Annotated in this window: 16 protein-coding genes and 1 pseudogene; 7 read left to right on the top strand and 10 right to left on the bottom strand. The window is 71.8% G+C overall.

What is annotated here, in order from left to right; translation table 11 throughout:
• Position 1 precedes the first annotated feature (1 nt).
• From ACFXI4_RS29295 to ACFXI4_RS29285, 3 genes are all read right to left on the bottom strand, one after another.
• Positions 2–2,578: a Pls/PosA family non-ribosomal peptide synthetase gene (locus ACFXI4_RS29295; protein ID WP_384996565.1), complete on the bottom strand. Its 2,577-nt coding sequence runs from the start codon at positions 2,576–2,578 to the stop codon at positions 2–4.
• Between the two features lie 436 nt (positions 2,579–3,014).
• Positions 3,015–3,263, bottom strand: a complete 249-nt coding sequence (locus ACFXI4_RS29290; protein WP_384996562.1) for a hypothetical protein — start codon at positions 3,261–3,263, stop codon at positions 3,015–3,017.
• A gap of 500 nt (positions 3,264–3,763) precedes the next feature.
• Positions 3,764–4,204 carry an ATP-binding protein gene (locus ACFXI4_RS29285; protein WP_384996559.1) on the bottom strand — a complete coding sequence of 147 codons (441 nt, stop codon included), beginning with the start codon at positions 4,202–4,204 and terminating at the stop codon, positions 3,764–3,766.
• A gap of 230 nt (positions 4,205–4,434) precedes the next feature.
• Here ACFXI4_RS29285 and ACFXI4_RS29280 point away from each other — a divergent pair, with 230 nt between their 5' ends.
• From ACFXI4_RS29280 to ACFXI4_RS29270, 3 genes are read left to right on the top strand one after another with little or no spacing between them, the layout of a single operon-like run.
• Positions 4,435–5,310: a helix-turn-helix domain-containing protein gene (locus ACFXI4_RS29280; RefSeq protein WP_384996557.1), complete on the top strand. Its 876-nt coding sequence runs from the start codon at positions 4,435–4,437 to the stop codon at positions 5,308–5,310.
• Entirely contained in the window at positions 5,307–5,567 is a 261-nt protein-coding gene (locus ACFXI4_RS29275) for a DUF397 domain-containing protein (protein ID WP_362724022.1), read from the top strand. Before ACFXI4_RS29280 ends, ACFXI4_RS29275 begins: the two co-directional genes overlap by 4 nt.
• Positions 5,568–5,602: 35 nt before the next feature.
• Entirely contained in the window at positions 5,603–6,409 is an 807-nt protein-coding gene (locus ACFXI4_RS29270; RefSeq protein ID WP_384996554.1) for an SAM-dependent methyltransferase, read from the top strand.
• Positions 6,410–6,484: 75 nt separating this feature from the next.
• Here the strand turns inward: ACFXI4_RS29270 and ACFXI4_RS29265 are convergent, their stop codons facing one another.
• Positions 6,485–7,339 carry a chitosanase gene (locus ACFXI4_RS29265; RefSeq protein ID WP_384996551.1) on the bottom strand — a complete coding sequence of 285 codons (855 nt, stop codon included), beginning with the start codon at positions 7,337–7,339 and terminating at the stop codon, positions 6,485–6,487.
• Between the two features lie 217 nt (positions 7,340–7,556).
• Between ACFXI4_RS29265 and ACFXI4_RS29260 the strand changes: the two genes are divergently transcribed.
• A complete protein-coding gene (locus ACFXI4_RS29260; RefSeq protein ID WP_384996548.1) occupies positions 7,557–7,904 on the top strand; it encodes a tetratricopeptide repeat protein in 348 nt (115 codons plus the stop codon).
• A 76-nt stretch (positions 7,905–7,980) separates the two neighbouring features.
• On the opposite strand, the gene ACFXI4_RS29255 is transcribed toward ACFXI4_RS29260, so the two are convergent.
• The 3 genes and pseudogenes from ACFXI4_RS29255 to ACFXI4_RS29245 all read right to left on the bottom strand — a co-directional run.
• Entirely contained in the window at positions 7,981–8,901 is a 921-nt protein-coding gene (locus tag ACFXI4_RS29255; protein WP_384996545.1) for a M56 family metallopeptidase, read from the bottom strand.
• Positions 8,902–8,907: 6 nt separating this feature from the next.
• Positions 8,908–9,324 carry a BlaI/MecI/CopY family transcriptional regulator gene (locus ACFXI4_RS29250; protein WP_384996622.1) on the bottom strand — a complete coding sequence of 139 codons (417 nt, stop codon included), beginning with the start codon at positions 9,322–9,324 and terminating at the stop codon, positions 8,908–8,910.
• An 819-nt stretch (positions 9,325–10,143) separates the two neighbouring features.
• Positions 10,144–10,915 (bottom strand): annotated as a pseudogene (locus ACFXI4_RS29245) (PepSY domain-containing protein); the annotation flags it as partial.
• On the opposite strand from ACFXI4_RS29245, the gene ACFXI4_RS29240 reads away from it, so the two are divergent.
• Positions 10,839–11,483, top strand: coding sequence for a peptide deformylase (locus tag ACFXI4_RS29240; RefSeq protein WP_384996543.1), 645 nt, complete (start codon positions 10,839–10,841; stop codon positions 11,481–11,483). The pseudogene ACFXI4_RS29245 and the gene ACFXI4_RS29240 sit on opposite strands and share 77 nt — an antisense overlap.
• A gap of 23 nt (positions 11,484–11,506) precedes the next feature.
• Here ACFXI4_RS29240 and ACFXI4_RS29235 read toward each other — a convergent pair whose 3' ends face one another.
• A complete protein-coding gene (locus ACFXI4_RS29235) occupies positions 11,507–12,934 on the bottom strand; it encodes a dihydrolipoyl dehydrogenase family protein (protein ID WP_384996541.1) in 1,428 nt (475 codons plus the stop codon).
• A gap of 134 nt (positions 12,935–13,068) precedes the next feature.
• On the opposite strand from ACFXI4_RS29235, the gene trxA reads away from it, so the two are divergent.
• Complete coding sequence (trxA, locus tag ACFXI4_RS29230) at positions 13,069–13,449, top strand: thioredoxin (protein WP_384996538.1); 381 nt, start codon at positions 13,069–13,071, stop codon at positions 13,447–13,449.
• Between the two features lie 148 nt (positions 13,450–13,597).
• Here trxA and ACFXI4_RS29225 read toward each other — a convergent pair whose 3' ends face one another.
• Positions 13,598–15,034 (bottom strand): aldehyde dehydrogenase family protein, encoded by a 1,437-nt coding sequence (locus tag ACFXI4_RS29225; RefSeq protein ID WP_384996535.1) that lies wholly within the window; start codon positions 15,032–15,034, stop codon positions 13,598–13,600.
• Between the two features lie 121 nt (positions 15,035–15,155).
• Positions 15,156–16,202, bottom strand: coding sequence for a LacI family DNA-binding transcriptional regulator (locus ACFXI4_RS29220; RefSeq protein WP_384996533.1), 1,047 nt, complete (start codon positions 16,200–16,202; stop codon positions 15,156–15,158).
• A gap of 163 nt (positions 16,203–16,365) precedes the next feature.
• Here ACFXI4_RS29220 and ACFXI4_RS29215 point away from each other — a divergent pair, with 163 nt between their 5' ends.
• On the top strand, positions 16,366–17,037 hold the full coding sequence (locus ACFXI4_RS29215) for a TetR/AcrR family transcriptional regulator (protein ID WP_384996530.1): 672 nt from the start codon (positions 16,366–16,368) through the stop codon (positions 17,035–17,037).
• Positions 17,038–17,045: the final 8 nt, after the last annotated feature.

Raw genomic sequence — 17,045 nt, 5'->3', positions numbered from 1 at the left:
CTCAACTCAGGTTCGCCGTGCTGGCGTTGGCTGCTGACGTGGTCCGTCCTATGGCGCCGGTCCGGCCGCCGCTCTCCGGCATGTCCACCGCGGGATTGCCGCCCCACTGGGCGTGCGCCGGGACCTCCTCGCCCTTCATGAGGAAGGAGTCGGGCGCCAGCACCGAGCCGTCGCCCATGGTCACGCCGTAGTGCACATGCGCGCCGACGCCGAGGGTGCAGCCGGCACCGAGGGTGGTGACGTCGGACTTGAAGGTGCCGTCCTCCTGCGAGTGGCACTGGACCTTGCTGCCGGCGTTGAGGGTGCACTCGTCGCCGATGGTGCTGAGCGTCCGCTCGGTCATGTAGACGCCGTCGTCGAAGACCATGCTGCCGATGCGGACACCCAGCAGCCTCCAGACCAGGGTCTTGAACGGGGTGCCGTTGAAGATGTTGAGGTACTGGTCGGGGACCTTCCACAGCCGCTCGTGCCACCAGAAGTACGGGTCGTAGATGGAGCACAGCCGGGGGCGCAGTGCCCGGAACCTCCCGATCCAGCGCTCCACCAGGACGAAGTACGCGGTGGTGAAGACGAGGCTGAAGGCCAGGTATCCGCCGATCACCACCTGCCCGAGCATGCCGTACAGGTCCACGGAGGCCAGGCCGAACAGGGTGAGCGCGAAGGCGTGCAGCCAGCGCACGAGCAGCATGCCCGCCATGGAGCGGAGGTTGTACCGGTTCTTCGCGGCGAGCCGGCGGCGGAGCGTGTCGCCGGTCCTGAGGTGGTCGAACCGGGTGTCGCGGTCCACCGTGCGGGGGATCTCGAAGCACGGTGAGCCGAGGAGGCCCACGCCTTCCCTGAGTTCGCCGTCGAGGGGAACCATCACCTTCGTCGCCAGCAGGCAGTTCGCGCCCGTCCTGCCCCCCACCGGATAGGCGATGTTGTTGCCCAGGAAGTTGCGGGGCCCGATGGCGACCCTGGACAGCCGGAAGGAGGTGCTGGAGAAGTCGGCGTTGACGACGGATAGTCCGTCGGCGATCATCGTTCCGCTGCCGATGGTGACCAGCAGGGGCGACTCGTGCTGCACTTCCGTGCCGAAGTTCGAGCCGGTCTGCTCGACGCGTGACAGGTCGTATCCGATACCGCGGAGGTAGTGGACGATGTACGAGCTGTCGCCGAAGAGCCAGGTGAAGAACTTGATGTTCGTCATGCGGGCCGTGAAGCGTTGCAGCACGTAGTGGAATCCGTAGAGCGGGTAGACCTTGTCGGGCTTGAGGACCAGGCCCACCAGTCGCGGCACGGTGCACAGGACCAGCAGCCCGAGGATCACGAACCCGAAGAACAGGACGCCGGAGAGCACGAGGGCGTCGGGGACCAGTTCCGAGGGACTGAGCGCCACCGACTGCCGGTCGAGTCGTTTGCCGATCGCCGGTACCCCGGTGAAGAGCATGTACATCCCGCCGACCAGCAGCGGTATGTACACGACGAACAGCTGCGTCAGCGTGCCCAGGCCGAACCAGGCTCGGCGCAGGGTGCCGCAGCGGGCCGGTGCGACCCTGGCGTAGTCGACCCCGGTGGGTTCCGCGGGGGATCCGTGCCAGTGCTCGCCGGCCGGAATCGACTGCCCGCGGTACAGGGCGGAGGAGTGGCCGAGCTGAGCGCCGTCGCCCAGGGCGGTGTCGATGTCCAGGACGGTCTTCTCGCCGACCAGGACGTTTGCGCCGAGGGTGATCGGGCCGGTCTGGATGTGTCCGGCGTGGGCCCGGTAGCAGAGGAGGAACGCGTCCTTGCGGATCACCGTGTCCGCGCCGACCGTCAGGAGGTCGGTGCAGACCGGGACGGTGCGGGTGAGGATCGTGACCCCCCTGCCGATCCGTGCGCCGAGGGCGCGCAGATACAGCACGTACAGCGGGGTTCCGGCGAGGAGGATCATCGGGTTGGCGTGGATCAGCACCTTGACGAGCCAGAAGCGCACGTACGCCAGGCCCCAGACGGGGAACTCGTCGGGTCGCCAGCGGCCGACGAGCAGCCATTTCGCGGCGATCGGGAAGGCACACAGCGCCACGAAGGCGATGCCGCCGAACAGGACCGACCGCACGTAGACGTCGATCAGGCTCGAGCCGTCGGCGATCCACTCGTACCCCGCCGCGGTGCCGAATCCGTAGGCCAGTGAGTAGCCCAGGAAGACCAGCAGTTGGACGGTTCCGCAGAACAGGTGGGTGCGCCGTCTCGCACGCGGCCCCGGAGCCTGAGGCGGGGGCACCGTCGGGGACGGTGCGTCCGCCGGACCGGTGGGGGCGGGATCCCCCAGCGCAGTGGCCAGACTCCGGATCGTGGGGTGCTGGTAGATGTCCTTCATGGACGGGGAGGGCAGATCGGCGGTCTTGCGTATTCGTGCGCAGAACTGGGCCATGACGAGGGAGTTGGCACCCAGGTCGGTGAAGAAGTGGCCGTCGACCGGAACGCTCTCGGCGTCCAGGAGATCAGCCAGTGCCCGTGCGAGCCGCCGCTCCGTCTCCTCCCCCCGATGGCCGGTGCCGCTCAGCGCGACGACGGATTCACCCGGCTCCGAAACGACCTCGGAGGACTGTTCCACCATGCGATCTCCTGGAGAACGTGGATGTTCCTGATCACGAACCGGCGGATTCAGTTTGTCCAGAGCGATCTACGTCTGCCACTTTTGCCATGGGTTCAACGACTCGGGAAGACGGCCGAGTCGGGCCGCATCCCGGGATTCAGGCCGGGACGGGCAGGTACCGGTTCACCCACATGGCGGTCCCCCAACCGGCAGCGCTCCGGGACCGGACCGGTAGAGGGGTGGCCCGGACGTCGTCACGCGAGGGAATCGCCCGGCCTCCGGGAGTGACGCCAGGCCTCGTCGCCGGCCCGGTCGCGGCAACGGCGTCCGGGCACGTCGGTGACGGTGTGCGGGCACGTCGGTGAGGGCGTCCGGCACGTCGGTGACGGCGTCCGGGCATGTCAGCGGCCCGGGCCACGACCCTGGACGGGCCTCGACCCGGTGGGCCGCGGCCGGATCAGCCGGCGGCGGTCCAGGCCTTCGGACCCATGCCGCGCCACTCGATCAGATCCGGGTCGTCGACCGTCGTATTGGCCTCGGGCAGCCCGGCCCGGCGCAGGAACTCGACGACATCGAGCAGGTGATACGCGGTGCCGACATACTCTCCGCGGATGGTCACCCGCCTGCCACCGTCGGGGCCCGGCGGCTGCACCACCACAGGCGCGTCTTTCATGACTGCCGAATGCCCCGTACCGAGCCCGGTCATGCGGGCCGGTCCCCTGGCGATGCACATCGCCGCCACGTGGTCGCGGCCCGTGACCGCGCCCGACGTGCCCTTTTTCCGGCTCGGGCCGCGCTGAGGCCCGGAAATCGACGGACGGCCGAGACCGCCCGAAAGGCGGAGGGGCAGGAGCGGAACCCGACCCGACGCATCCGGCCCGCCTCGGGCTGCGCCCTCCGCAAGATTCGGACGACGCTCCGCCGGGGCTCGCCGGCCCGGCCCCGTTACCACCGCATGACCGCGGACCTCACACAGGTGCGGAACGGCCGGTGAGCCCGGGGAACGACCCCCCGCCGCCGCGTGCCGATTCCGGCGCGGAAGTGCCCCGGTGAGCACGGTCGCCCTCCCCCAATTAGGGCGAGCGTGCTCACCGGGGCCGGCGCCGGCCCCGCGGATCACCACGGAGCCGGATCGGGCGAGTCCCCCGCTCACCCGTCCGGCACACCAGGACCGTCCCCCTGAGTCCCGGGTGCCCGGCGCCTGCGTCAGGGCGTCAGTGTGGCCCACACGGCGTGGCCGCTGGTGAGCCGGGACCGGTCGACGCCCCAGGAGTCGGCGAGTTCCTCGACGAGCAGCAGCCCCCTGCCGCCCTCGTCGTCCGGGCCGGGCTCGCGCCGGAGCAGACCCTGCCGCGAGTAGTCGTGGTCGTGCACCTCCAGCCGCACACATCCTTCGTTGATCATGCCCATGCCACACAGGATGCGGACGCTGAACGTGTGACGGATGGCGTTGGTGACCAGCTCGGACACCAGCAGCACCGCGTCCTCGCACAGCTCGCCGGGCATTCCCCATGCCCCCAGACGCTCTCTCATGGAGCGGCGGGCGACTCTGACGCTGGAGCGGTGCGAGGGCAGCTCGATCCAGTGCGCCTGATCGGGGTCGACGACGTCTAACAGGTCGAGCGGTGAGGTCGTGTGGGGGGACACGTGGTTGCCTTCCGTGAGGCGGCGGCGGGAAGCAGGCAGAACTGGGCAACGTCCACACGGGAGGAGCGAGTTGCCCGTGAGCGAATCGCGATTGCTCAAGTAACTATGCTCGCAGTCGGCTTCACCCTGCAACCGACTCCCTGATAATTTCAGACTGCCGGTGTCGGTGCGGTCGCTTCGTCAAGTGCCTGTCAAACTCGTACCGGTGACGTTCCTTCAGGAGGTAGGGCGTGAGCGAAGGCCGGTCGAACGCGAGCAGCGCCAGTGCGCCCACCGTGCTGCGCATGATCCTGGGCCGCAGGCTCCAGGAACGGCGCCAGGAAGCGGGCGTGTCACTGGACGAGGCGGCGCGGGCGCTGCGGGTCGCTCCCCTGACCATCCGCCGCCTGGAGAAGGCGGAGGTGGCACTCAAGCCTCTCTACGTGGAGAAACTCCTCGAGACCTATGGTGCCGACCGGCAGGAGACCGAGGAGTTCGTCGCCTTCGCCGAGCGGGCCAACGAGCCCGGCTGGTGGCACACCTACCGTGACGTGCTGCCCTCCTGGTTCAGCGCCTACGTGAGCCTGGAGACCGGTGCCACGACCCTGCGCACCTACGAGCCGCACTACGCCACGGGGCTCCTGCAGACCCGCGAGTACGCGCGTGCGGTGCTGAGCGGCGGCTTCCCGAACGACGGCGACGAGGAACTGGAACGGCGGGTGGACCTCCGGCTGCGCCGTCAGTCCCTGCTGGAGCGGACCGAGGCGCCCACCCTGTGGGTGGTCATGGAGGAGGCCGTGCTGCACCGGGTCGTCGGTGGCCCCCAGGTGATGCGGGGGCAGATCGAACGGCTTCTGGAGGTCACGGAGCTGGAGCACGTCAGCGTCGACGTCGTGCCGTTCACCGCCGGCGCCCATGTGGGCGCGTGCGCCCCGTTCACCTACTTCCGTTTCGAGGAGCCCGAGCTTCCCGACGTCGTGTACAGCGAGATCCTCTCCGGCGCGATGTACCTGGATCAGCGGTCCGACGTCGTCGCCCATCTGGAGGCGCACAACCGCATGTCCCTGCTGACCTCCGACGCACAGAGCAGGGCGCTCCTGGACCGCATGCGCAAGGAGTACGCATGACCATCAGCGACGGCAGTGCCCACGACGTGTACAACGGCATGCCCGCCTCGGACCTCGGCGAGCAGGGCTGGGAGTCACCCTGGAGCGGCCCCAACGGAGGCCAGTGCGTACAGACGAAGCAACTCGCCGACGGCCGGGTCGCGTTGCGGCAGTCGACCGATCCGGCCGGCCCCGCCCTGATCTACACCCCGGAGGAGATCACCGCGTTCGTCGCGGGGGTCAAACGGGGCCTCGCCGACCACCTCACCACTGGCTGACCGCTCCCCCACGTTCCTCCTCTGAAAGGTTCAGGATGACCAACTCCCCCACGGCCCGGGACATCGACACCAGCAGGCCCCACTCCGCCCGCATGTACGACTACTACCTGGGCGGCAAGGACCACTTCGAGGTGGACACCCACGCCGCCGAGACCGTGGCGTCCGCCTACCCGGGCATCTTCGTGTGCGCGCGGGAGAACCGCGCCTTCATGCACCGGGCCACCCGCGTTCTCGCCCGCGAGCACGGCATCAGGCAGTGGCTGGACATCGGCACCGGCATCCCCACCGAGCCGAACCTGCACCAGGTGGCCCAGTCCGTGGTCCCCGAGGCCCGGGTGGTGTACGCCGACAGCGACCCGCTGGTGCTCAAGTACGCCGAGCGTCTGATGCGCAGCACGACGCAGGGCCGTACCACCTACATCGAGGCGGACGTCAACGACCCGCAGGCGCTGCTGGACGCCCCCGAACTGGCGGAGGTCCTGGACCTCCGCCGGCCGGTGGCACTGTCGCTCAACGCCCTGATGCACTTCGTGACGGACGCGCAGGACCCGTACGGCATCGTCAGCCGGCTGCTCGACGTGCTTCCCTCGGGCAGCGCGCTCGCCCTGAGCCACTGCACGCCCGACTTCGACCCGGACACCTGGCAGAAGGTCACCGACATCTACAACAACGCCGGGACCCCGGTGCAGTTCCGCTCGCGGGCGGACGTGGCGCGGTTCTTCGAAGGGCTGGAACTGCTCGACCCCGGCGTGTCCGTGGGCCACCGCTGGCGCCCGGACCAGGAGCCGGGCGCCACCGACGCGGAGGTCAGCCTGTGGACCGGGGTGGGCATCAAGCCGTAACGGCCGCGGTGGGGGGATCCGCCTTGGGGCTGTCGTACCGCGCGGGGACTCGGCGGTACGACAGCCCGGGGAGGGTCAGCCGATGTGGTAGCTGTCCCCGTACACCTTCCAGTCCAGCGGGGTGTTCAGGCACAGGTTGCCCTTGTTCAGAAAGACCCGCTGCTCGGTGTCGACCCGGGTGGTGTCGCTGTGCGCCTCCTCCTGCTTCATGGCCCACACGCGCGCGTCGAGGAAGGCGTTGAGGTACGTGGTCTCGTTGCCGCCCTGCGCCGGCGGCTTGGCCTGGCCGAGGGCGCGCTTGCGTATGTTGCGGAAGCTGGTGGCGTCGTCGCCGTCGCCGTGCATGACGATGGCGTCGTAGTAGGCGAACTGCCCGAGCGTGCCGAGCCCGTCCGTCTTGCCCTGCTGCACGGCCGGGTTGAAGTACACCCGGTCGCGCTCGTCGTTCTGCGCCTGCTGGAAGGCGGTGTCCTGGGCGGCCTTGCGCCAGTCCGCGGGGAAGTTCGGGTCGAGGCCGGAGTGCGAGTCGGTGCCGTTGACCCGGCGCAGCGCCGGGAGGTACTTGGCGAGGACGTTGCCGGGCTTGCGGTCGGTGTAGAGCTGGACGAGGTCGAGCATGTCGCCGGTGCCGGAGCAGAATCCGATGATCCCGGCGGTGTAGCCGCGGCCGTCGCCGATGTCCTCGATGTACTTGTACTGCGCCTTCCAGTCGAGCGAGGAGTTCTCCGCGCTCGACACCAGCTTCATGGCGATCTCCTTCTTCGCCGCGTCGTCGAGGCCCACACAGCTCGCGGCCGTGCCGGCCGGGGCGGCCGAGGCGTGTGCGGGACGCAGCAGTACGGCGCCGGCGGCGGACGCGCCGAGCAGGGCGAGCAGGGTGCGCCGGGACGTCAGGGCGGGGGTCGTCGCGGGGGTGTTCGGATGCCTCACGTGGGCTCCAGGTGGTGGTGGGGGGTGGACTGGGGATCCACTATTAGGAAGGTTTCCTATCAGAGCCTGCCGGTGATGTGTACCCGTCACGCAGAAAATTCGTAGGGTCGGACAAGACAGGTACGGACCACGACCCCCGCAGCCGGGACGGCAGGCCGGTCCAGTAGTGGAATATTCAACAACTCTGGCCGGTTGACGGCGTCGAAGGAGGTCACGAGTGGACACCACGTACTACGACCAGGGGACTCTCACCGAGCGCTGGGACCGTGCCCGGCTGTTCTTCGACGCCAAGGACTACGCGGGCGCCGCGCGGGTGCTCGCCGGGCTGGTCGAGGAGGTGCCGGAGCAGACCGGGCCCCGGCTGCTGCTGGCGCGCGCCTACTACCACTCCGCCCAACTGCGGCGTGCCGAGGTCGAGTTGCGCGAGATCGTCGAGCGTGACCCGGTGGAGCACTACGCCCGGCTGATGCTGGGCCGCACGCTCCAGCGGCAGGCCCGGCACGAGGAGGCGGAGCCGCACCTGCGTCTCGCCTCGGCGCTGATGGGCGACTTCCCGCAGGAGTAGTGGACAACGGCGAGGAGAGGGGCCCCGGGTCTTCCCGGGGCCCCTCTCCTCGCTGCCCGCGACCCGGTCCGTGCCCTCAGAGGGGCGTGGCCGTGCGCAGGACCAGGAAGAGGGTGACCGCCGAGTTCGCCGAGGACATCGCGGACACGACGGTGCCCGCCGCCGCGCCCCAGACGGCCAGGCCGGCCCCGGTGAACGCCGACGGCCAGCCACCGGCCGACGGGGCGGGACCGAGCAGCGCGGCGACCCGGCGGGGCACCGGTCCGGTGGCGGCCAGCGCGGCCAGGGTGGGGGCCGGGGTGCCCCGCGACAGCAGCGCCGCCCTGCCGATGGCCCGGGCGACCGTGCGCCGGTCCCCCACCGCTCGGGCCGCCGCCTCGTCCGCCCAGCGCTCGGCGGTGAAGGCGACCGCGGTGCGCAGGGGCCGCAGGAAGGGGTTGGCGCGGGCCGCCAGGTGCACGGCGAGCAGGCAGCGGTGGTGCCGGGCGCCGACATGGGCGCGTTCGTGGGCGAACAGGGCCCGGCGCTCACCGGGGGCCAGCCCCTCCAGGAGCGCGGTGGTGACCACGATCCGGCCGGGCAGCGCGTAGGCGTAGGGGGTGGGGTCGGGCAGCACGGCCACCTCCCGGCCGGGCACTCCGGTCAGCGCGCGCCGGGCCAGCCGGGTGACCCGGCGGTGCCGGTGGAGAGTGCGCCCGCACAGTACGGCGACCACGCCGAGCGCGGGGATGGCGGCGCGGCCGGCGATCTCGTCCCGCGGCACGGCGGCCCGTACCTCCGGGTCGGACCAGGCGTCCGGGAGGGGGTTGCCGGGGAGCTGGGCCGTGCCGACCACCATCAGCAGGGCCAGGCAGAGCGTGCTGCACACGGCCATCACCACGGCCACCGCGGTGAGCAGCCGGGTGGCGGTGCGCGGATGCAGCCGTCCCTCGGCCAGCCTGGCGACCGGCCAGGCGGTCAGCGGAAGGACCAGCGGAAGGAAGACGAAGACCCCCATGGGCGGTCAGTCCTCCGTACCGCCGGGGTCGCTGGGCGAGGTGTTCCGACCGTTCGCCCGGCCCGGTCCCGCGGCCTCCAGGAGCGCCCGGAGCACCTGCTCGTCGCCGGGCGGCAGCGCGGTGACGAAGCTCGCCAGGACGGCCTCGCGGTCCCGTTCCCCGTCGAGGAGCCGGCGCATCCGCAGGGCGGCGAGCCGGGCCACGTCGGCGGTCGGCGTCCACAGGAAGGCACGGCCCTGCCGCTCACGGGCGACGACGTCCTTGGCGAGCAGCCGGGTCAGGATGGTCACCACGGTGGTGTAGGCGAGGTCGCCGCCGAGCCGCTCCTGCACCCACGCGGCGGTGACGGGACCGCCGGCCTCGCGCAGCGCGCCGAGCACCTGGCCCTCCAGCTCCCCCTGACCGCGCCGGGCCCGCGCCATAGTCCCGTCTCCCTCCGGCGTCGGCGTGTCCGACCACGCTACTTCACGCCGCCCTGCCCCCGTACGTCCGCAGCCCGCGGCAGTGCGCGATCTCGCCGAGCGCGATGTCCACGACGATGAACAGGGCGGACGATGAACAGGGCGAGCGGGATCCCGAGCATGGGGACGAAGCAGCCGACCACCGCGGTCACCGCCATCGCCGGGACGAGCAGGTACGGCGGGACGTCCGCCCAGGCGCCGCGCGGGACCGGCCGGCCGAAGGCAGAGCCGCGGCCGCGCTGCCACCACCTGCGGTAGCCCAGACAGGATCAGCGGGATCAGGCAGAGCGCGAGCGGTGCCAGGGCGAGCTGGTTGACGATCCCGAAGAGGATGCCGGTGTGCGGGTCGATGCCCCAGCGGGTCGGTTCGGCGAGCAGCGGGTGGTCGGCGAACCGCAGGACGTCGGTCACCTCGCCGGTGGCCGGGCCGACGGCGACGGCGTCCTGCCCCTCGGGCCAGCTGCGCCGCACCTGCCGGACGACGTGGGCGCTGTTCGCGTCGGCCGGCGGACGATCTCGACGGGGTTGCCGAGGCCCTCGGCGCGGGCGGCGGTGAGCACCTTGTCCAGGGCCGCCCCGTGGCCGGCGCCGCCGCCGGTCGTCGACGCCATGTCGTGCCCGCGTGTCCGCCGCCGCTCGGGGCCGCCGAGACGGACGCAGTGGCCTGGCCGAACGAGGTGCGCAGCTCGTCGACGTGGGCACCGGCGTACGTGGGTTGCGCAGCGCCCGCCGCCGCGAGAACCACAGGACCAGGCCGCCGCCCGCGATCACCCACAGCCGGCTCGCGGCGAGTTCGCTGTGGAGCCGGCCGGTGTCGCCGAGGTGCAGATCACGGTGGAGTTCGTCGATCCAGGTGCGCGGCGGCAGCGCGCCGGTGGAGCCGTACTGTTCGAGCGCGCCGAGCACCTTCCCGGTGGAGGGGTCGGCGAACACGGCGAGGGTGTGGTCCGCGCCGACGCCCTTCACGCCCGACAGCGGGACCCTGGTGGCCGCGCCGGCCTCCGGGGCGCACCGTATCGGGGAGACGGTGCCCCCGGGATGGGCCTGGCGCGGCGGCGGCCTGATCCGACACCGGCAGCTCCGACCCGGCCGCCGGGACGGTCAGCTCGTGGGCGTACACCAGCTTCTCGGCCGGGAAGGAACAGCCGTACAGCAGGCCGGTGGCGGCGGCGACGAGCAGGAAGGGGGCGACCAGGACGCCGGCGTAGAAGTGCAGGCGCGGGACCGGCGGACGCAGCGGTGCCCAGCGGCTCGGGGCGCGGCCGGGAGGGTCGGTTCCGGGACCTCGTCCGAGGGGGGTCCTCCCGGGCGGGCGGAGCCGGGACGGGCGGAGTTCGAGGGGGCGATGGCCGTCGGGGGCTTCTCCGGGGACTCGTACGGGAGCGGTGACGGTCCGGTAGTCGGAGGGTGCCGGAGCGGAGTTCCGGCAGGTAGAGTGACCTGCATCACATTCGCCGTCATGGCATGCTGGCGCGATGGCATCTCCCAGTGATCGCGCATCCCTTGCCGAGCGGGTCGAGGAACTCCTCGCCACCGGCCGCCCGTTGCCCATCGTCGCGGCCGGCGACCCGGTACTGCGCCGCGGAACCGAGCCGTACGACGGCCAGTTGGGCCCCGAGCTGCTGGCCCGGTTCGTCGGGGCGCTGCGCGAGACCATGCACGCGGCACCGGGCGTGGGCCTGGCCGCGCCCCAGGTCGGCATCGGACTGCGGATCGCGGTGATCGAGGACCCGGCGCCGGTACCCGAGGAGGTCGCCGTCGTCCGCGGCCGGGTCCCGCAGCCGTTCCGTGTCCTGGTCAACCCGGTCTACGAGCCCGTCGGCGGCACCCGTGCCGCCTTCTTCGAGGGCTGCCTGAGCGTGCCGGGCTACCAGGCGGTGGTGGCCCGGCACGCCCAGGTGCGACTGCGCGGCCAGGACGAGCACGGCCACGCGGTCGACGAGGTGTTCACGGGGTGGCCGGCCCGGATCGTCCAGCACGAGACCGACCACCTCGACGGCACGCTCTACCTGGACCGTGCGGAGCTGCGTTCCCTGTCGTCGACGGAGACGGCCGCGGAACGCTGGGCCGAGCCGGCCCCGGCGACGGCGGCGGCGGAGCTGGGCTTCAGGCTGCCCTGAGGCCCACGCTCCCCGCAGGGGCCTCACCCCCGGTAGGCCTCCAGCAACCGCAGCCACACCTCGCTCAAGGTCGGATACGACGGCACCGCATGCCACAGCCGGCTGACCGGCACCTGGCCGGCGACGGCGACCGTCGCCGAGTGGATCAGCTCGCCCACGCCCGGCCCGACGAAAGTGACCCCGCGCAGGATCTCCGCCTCCAGGTCCACGACCATGCGGGCGCGGCCCTTGTAGCCGTCGCCGTACAGCCCCGCCCCGGCGACCGAGGAGAACTCGACGTCGACGGCCCGTACCCGGTGCCCGGCCTGTTCCGCCTCGGCGAGGGAGAGACCGACCGCCGCCGCCTCCGGGTCGGTGAAGACGACCTGCGGTACGGCGTGGTGGTCGGCGGTGGCCGCGTGCGCGCCCCAGGGGCCGTCCAGCACGGGCGTTCCCGAGGCCCGGGCGGCGATGGTGTCGCCCGCGATCCGCGCCTGGTACTTGCCCTCGTGGGTGAGGAGCGCCCGGTGGTTGACGTCCCCGACCGCGTAGAGCCAGTCGGTGCCCTCGACCAGCAGGGTGTCGTCGGCGGTGAGCCAGGAGCCCGGTTCCAGGCCGACGGTGTCCAGGCCGATGTCGTCGGTGTGCGGGATACGCCCGGTGGCGAAGAGGATCTCGTCGGCCTCGATGCGGTCACCGGCGTCGGTCACGGCCACGACCGTGCCGTTCTCCCGGGTCACCGACACGACCGAGGTGCCGGTACGGACGTCGACGCCGGCCTCCTTGAGCGCCTCGCCGACGAGTTCGCCGGCGAACGGCTCCATGCGGTTGAGCAGGCCCTTGCCGCGGACCAGCAGGGTGACCCGGGAGCCGAGGGCCTGCCAGGCGGTGGCCATCTCGGTGGCGACGACACCGCCGCCGACGACGATCAGCCGGCCGGGCGCCTGCTGGGCGCTGGTGGCCTCACGGCTGGTCCACGGCCTGACCTCGGCGAGTCCCGGCAGGCCCGGCAGCTGGGCGCGGGTGCCGGTGGCGACGGCGACCGCGTGCCGGGCGGTGAGGGTGGTGACGGTGCCGTCGGCGCCGGTCACCGTGACCGTGCGGGGCCCGGCGAGCCGCCCGTGACCGCGGTACAGGTCGGCGCTGATGCCGTCCAGCCAGGCGACCTGGCCGTCGTCCTTCCAGTTCGAGGTGAAGTAGTTGCGCCGGGCGAGGACCGCCGGGGTGTCGAGCGGGCCCTGGACCGCCTGGCTGAGACCGGGCAGGCGGCGGGCGTCGGCCTGGACGATGACCGGGCGCAGCAGGGCCTTGCTGGGCATGCACGCCCAGTACGAGCATTCGCCGCCGACGAGTTCGCTCTCCACGACCGCGGTGGAGAGGCCGGCCGCACGGGTGCGGCCGGCGACGTTCTCCCCCACGGGCCCGGCCCCTAGCACCACGACGTCGTAAGCGATGGATTCCGTTTCCGTCATGGGGTCAGTCTCCCGGGTGGCGTGCGCCGAGGCCACACGGGTAGGGGCCCGGAATACCCACCCGGTCGGACGTGTTGTGCGGACAGCTCGTCCCGGAGCGGGGCGCCCCCCACGTCAGGAAGAGGGAAACACGCATGAGCAGCACCGTGGAACTCACCAAGGAGAACTTCGACCAGACGGTCAGCGAGAACGAGTTCGTTCTCATCGACTTCTGGGCGGCGTGGTGCGGCCCGTGCCGGATGTTCGCCCCGGTCTACGAGAAGGCCGCGCAGGCCAACCCGGATCTGGTCTTCGCCAAGGTCGACACCGAGGCACAGCCGGAGCTGGCCGCGGCCTTCAACATCCAGTCGATCCCGACCCTGATGATCGTCCGTGACCAGGTGGCCGTCTTCGCCCAGCCCGGCGCCCTCCCGGAGGCCGCTCTGACGGACGTCATCGGCCAGGCCCGCAAGCTGGACATGGACGAGGTGCGCAAGAGCGTCGCCGCGCAGCAGGGCAGCGCGCAGGCCGAGTGACGGCTTGACGCGGGGCCGGCACACCGTCGTCCGAGAAATATCCAATAACCGCAGTTAGACTCTCTAACTGCGGCTATTGGCTTTGGGATGTACGGAGATCCGTCCATCTCGATCGGGCCCTGTTCGGGCCCGCTCGGCCTGCCTCGCCTCAGAAGGGGTACGGCGCCACGTCCCCACGTACGGTCGTCCAGCGCACGTCCGTGAACGCGTCCAGGTTGGACTCGCCGCCGAACCGCGCTCCGGTGCCGGAGGCGGCGACCCCGCCGAAGGGCGCCACGGCCTCGTCGTTCACGGTCTGGTCGTTGATGTGGACGATGCCGGTCGGGATGCGCTCGGCGAGGTCCAGGCCGCGCGCCGCGTCCCGGGTGACGATGCCGAGGGACAGGCCGTAGGAGCTGTCGGCCGCGAGGGCGGCGGCCTCCTCGAGGTCGGCGAAGGACCGGACGGGCGCAACCGGCCCGAAGACCTCCTCGGCGTAGGCGGGCGTGCGGTCGCCGACGCCGGCGATGACGGTGGGCCGGTAGAAGAGGTCCTCATGGGTGCCGCCGGCGGCGAGTCTCGCGCCTTGGGCGGTACTCGCCTCCACCAGGCCGTGGATCTTGGCGAGTTGAGCGTCGTCGATGATCGGACCGAGGTGGACCTGCGCGCGGTGCGGGTCACCGACGGCGAGGGAGTCGGCCTTGGCCGCGAGGCGTTCGACGTACTCCTCGGCCAGGGAGCTGTGGACCAGGTGCCGTCCGGTGGTCATGCAGATCTGGCCCTGGTGGAAGAAGGATCCCCACGCGGCGGTGGAGATCACCGCGTCGAGGTCGGCGTCCTCCAGGACGATCAGGGCGGAATTGCCGCCGAGTTCGAGGTGAGCACGCTTCAGGCGGCGGCCCGCGGCCTCGCCGACCGCGCGGCCGGCCGCCGTCGATCCGGTGAACGAGATCACCGGTATCAGCGGGTCCTCGACCAGCGCCGCGCCGACGTCGGCGGCGCCGGGCAGCACCTGCAGCAGCCCTTCGGGCAGCCCGGCCTCGGCGAAGACGGCGGCGAGGGACAGCCCACCGCAGACGGCGGTGCGCGGATCCGGCTTCAGGACCACCCCGTTGCCCAGCGCGAGGGCGGGCGCCACCGACCGGATGGACAGGATCAGCGGCGCGTTGAACGGCGCGATCACCCCGACCGCACCGACCGGGACCCGGCGGGTGTACGACAGCCGGGGGGCCTCGCTGGGCAGCACCTGGCCCGCAGGGCGGGAGGCGAGGGCGGCGGCCTCGTAGCACTCCTGGGCGGCGACATGCAGTTCGAAGTCCGCCTTGCCGGGTATGGAGCCCGACTCGCGGACGATCCACTCGCGCAGTTCCTCGGCGTGCTCCGCGAACAAGTCGCCCGCACGGCGCAGGACTTGGGCCCGCACGAAGTGGGGTGCGCGGGCCCACTCGCGCTGCGCGGCCCGCGCGGCCGCGGCGGCCGGGGAGACGTCCGCGGGGGCGGCCAGGGTGACGGTGCCGAGCGTGTCACCGGTGGCGGGCTCGGTGACGGCGTACTGGGGGCCGGACAGGGCGCTCGCCTGCCAGGTCTTCGGGTCGAGCAGCGACATGACGGCTCTCCGATCGATCACCGGGGTTGCGCGGCCCACGGTGCCCGCGAGCCGTTTTGTTGAGCGCGCAACATCCTAGTCAGGGGGCCCGGAAAAGCACCGCCCCGACCAGGGTGAGGCATCAGCTGGACTCGCGCCGTACCACCGAGGCACCGAGCACCTCGTGCGTCTCCGGTGCGCCGCCCGGGTCGCGCACCACGCGGTCGACCAGTTCGGCGAGATCGCGGCCGGAGGGCAGCTCGATGTGGACCGTGGAGAGCCGGGGCCGCAGCAGCCGGCCGAGCATCAGGTCGTCGGCGCCCACCACGGCGGTGTCCTCGGGGATGCGCACGCCCTCGTCCTGGAGGGCGCGCATGACCAGCATCGCGTACTCGTCGTTGTACGCGAACACCGAGTCGATCCCCAACTCCGTCCACCGGGCGGCGAGTCCGGCGGCCGACTCCTCCGTGTAGCCGAGGGACAGCTCGGTCACGGTGGCGTCGGTGCCGTACAGGGCCCGGCGGACGCCTTGGAGACGGGGCCTGGAGTAGGTCTCCAGACCGGCCTCCTCGGGGACGACCACACCGACGCGGCGCCGGCCGCGGGCGTACAGGTGGGCACCGGCGCAGCGGCCGACGGCTTCATGGTCCATCAGCAGGGCGTGCGCCCCGTCCACCCGCTCGGGGCCGAGCGTGACCACGGCGCGGGCACCGGCCCGCTTGAGGACGGCGACACTCTCGGTACCGAGTCCGGCGCCCGGGACCAGCACGGCCACCGGCCTCAACTCGGCCCAGGCGCGGGCGGCTTCGTCCCCGCGCAGGCCCGCGGTGCCGTACTGGACGACCGTGTAGTCGAGGCGACCGAGGGCCCCCTGGAGGTCGGTGATGAACTGGCCGTACAGCGGGCCCATCGCGATGGCCGGGGCGGGCATCAGGACCATCCGGCTGTGACCGGCGCGCAGGCTGCGGGCGGCCGCGTGCGGGACGTACCCGATCTCCTTCGCGGCCTCGTGGACCCGGCGGCGGGTGGGCTCGCTGATCCGTACGGCACTGGTGTTGTTGAGGACGTAGGAGACGGTCGCACGGGAGACGCCGGCCAGACGGGCCACATCTGCGCTCGTGGGGACCGAGCGCGGAGTCGGCGACGCTGCCGAGGGCGTATTCGGTATCTGCACCATGACGTACGGCATCTTGGCAGAGCGCCGGGGAGGCGGTTCCGGCGGGTCAAGGTGGTTCACCCTTGGAGCATTCGTGCCCGCGGGTCCCGCGCCACAGCGTCCGCCGCACCCACGTCTCGACGAACATGTTCGTGTCGAACTTGTTCCTGACGAACATGTTCGTTACCGTGGGCGCATGCCAGCCACCCCCCGCTCCCGCCGCGAGCGTCCCGCCAAGCCCGCCCTGAGCAGACAGGGCATCGTCGGCGTCGCCGTCGAGATCCTGCGCACCGAGGGACTGCAGAAGGTCACCATGCGGCGCCTCGCCCAGGAACTCGACACGGGCCCGGCCTCGCTGTACGTCTACGTCCGCAACACCGCGGAGCTGCACGCGGCGGTCCTGGACGAGCTGCTCGCCACCCTGCCACCGGCTCCGGCGGAAGGGGACTGGCGGCAGCGGCTGGAGCGGGTGCTCATCGCGTACACGCAGATGCTCCTGGAGCATCCGAGCCTCGCGCGCTCCGCGCTGACCGCCTGGCCGAGCGGCCCTCACTACCTGGACCTGATCGAGAACCTGCTGGGCCTGCTCGACGAGGGCGGAGTACCGCGCGAGCGGGCCGCCTGGGGTGTCGACCTGCTGCTGCAGCGCGCCACCGCGACCGCCGCCGAGCACGCGGGAGGGGAGTCCCGGGGGGACTGGGACGCGCTCGGCGACGCGCTCGGCAAGGTCTCGCAACGGACCCACCCGCACATCGCCGCCGCGTCCGGGCTGCTCCTGTCGGGGGCACCCGGGGACCGCGCCTCCTGGGCCTTCCAGGCCCTGATCAGCGGCATCGAACGTACCGCCGTACCCGAACCTCGCGACTAGGAGACCAC

It is taken from the genome of Streptomyces sp. NPDC059224 (genome assembly GCF_042754285.1).
Classification (GTDB): domain Bacteria; phylum Actinomycetota; class Actinomycetes; order Streptomycetales; family Streptomycetaceae; genus Streptomyces.
This window is presented reverse-complemented; position numbering and strand designations above follow the sequence as displayed.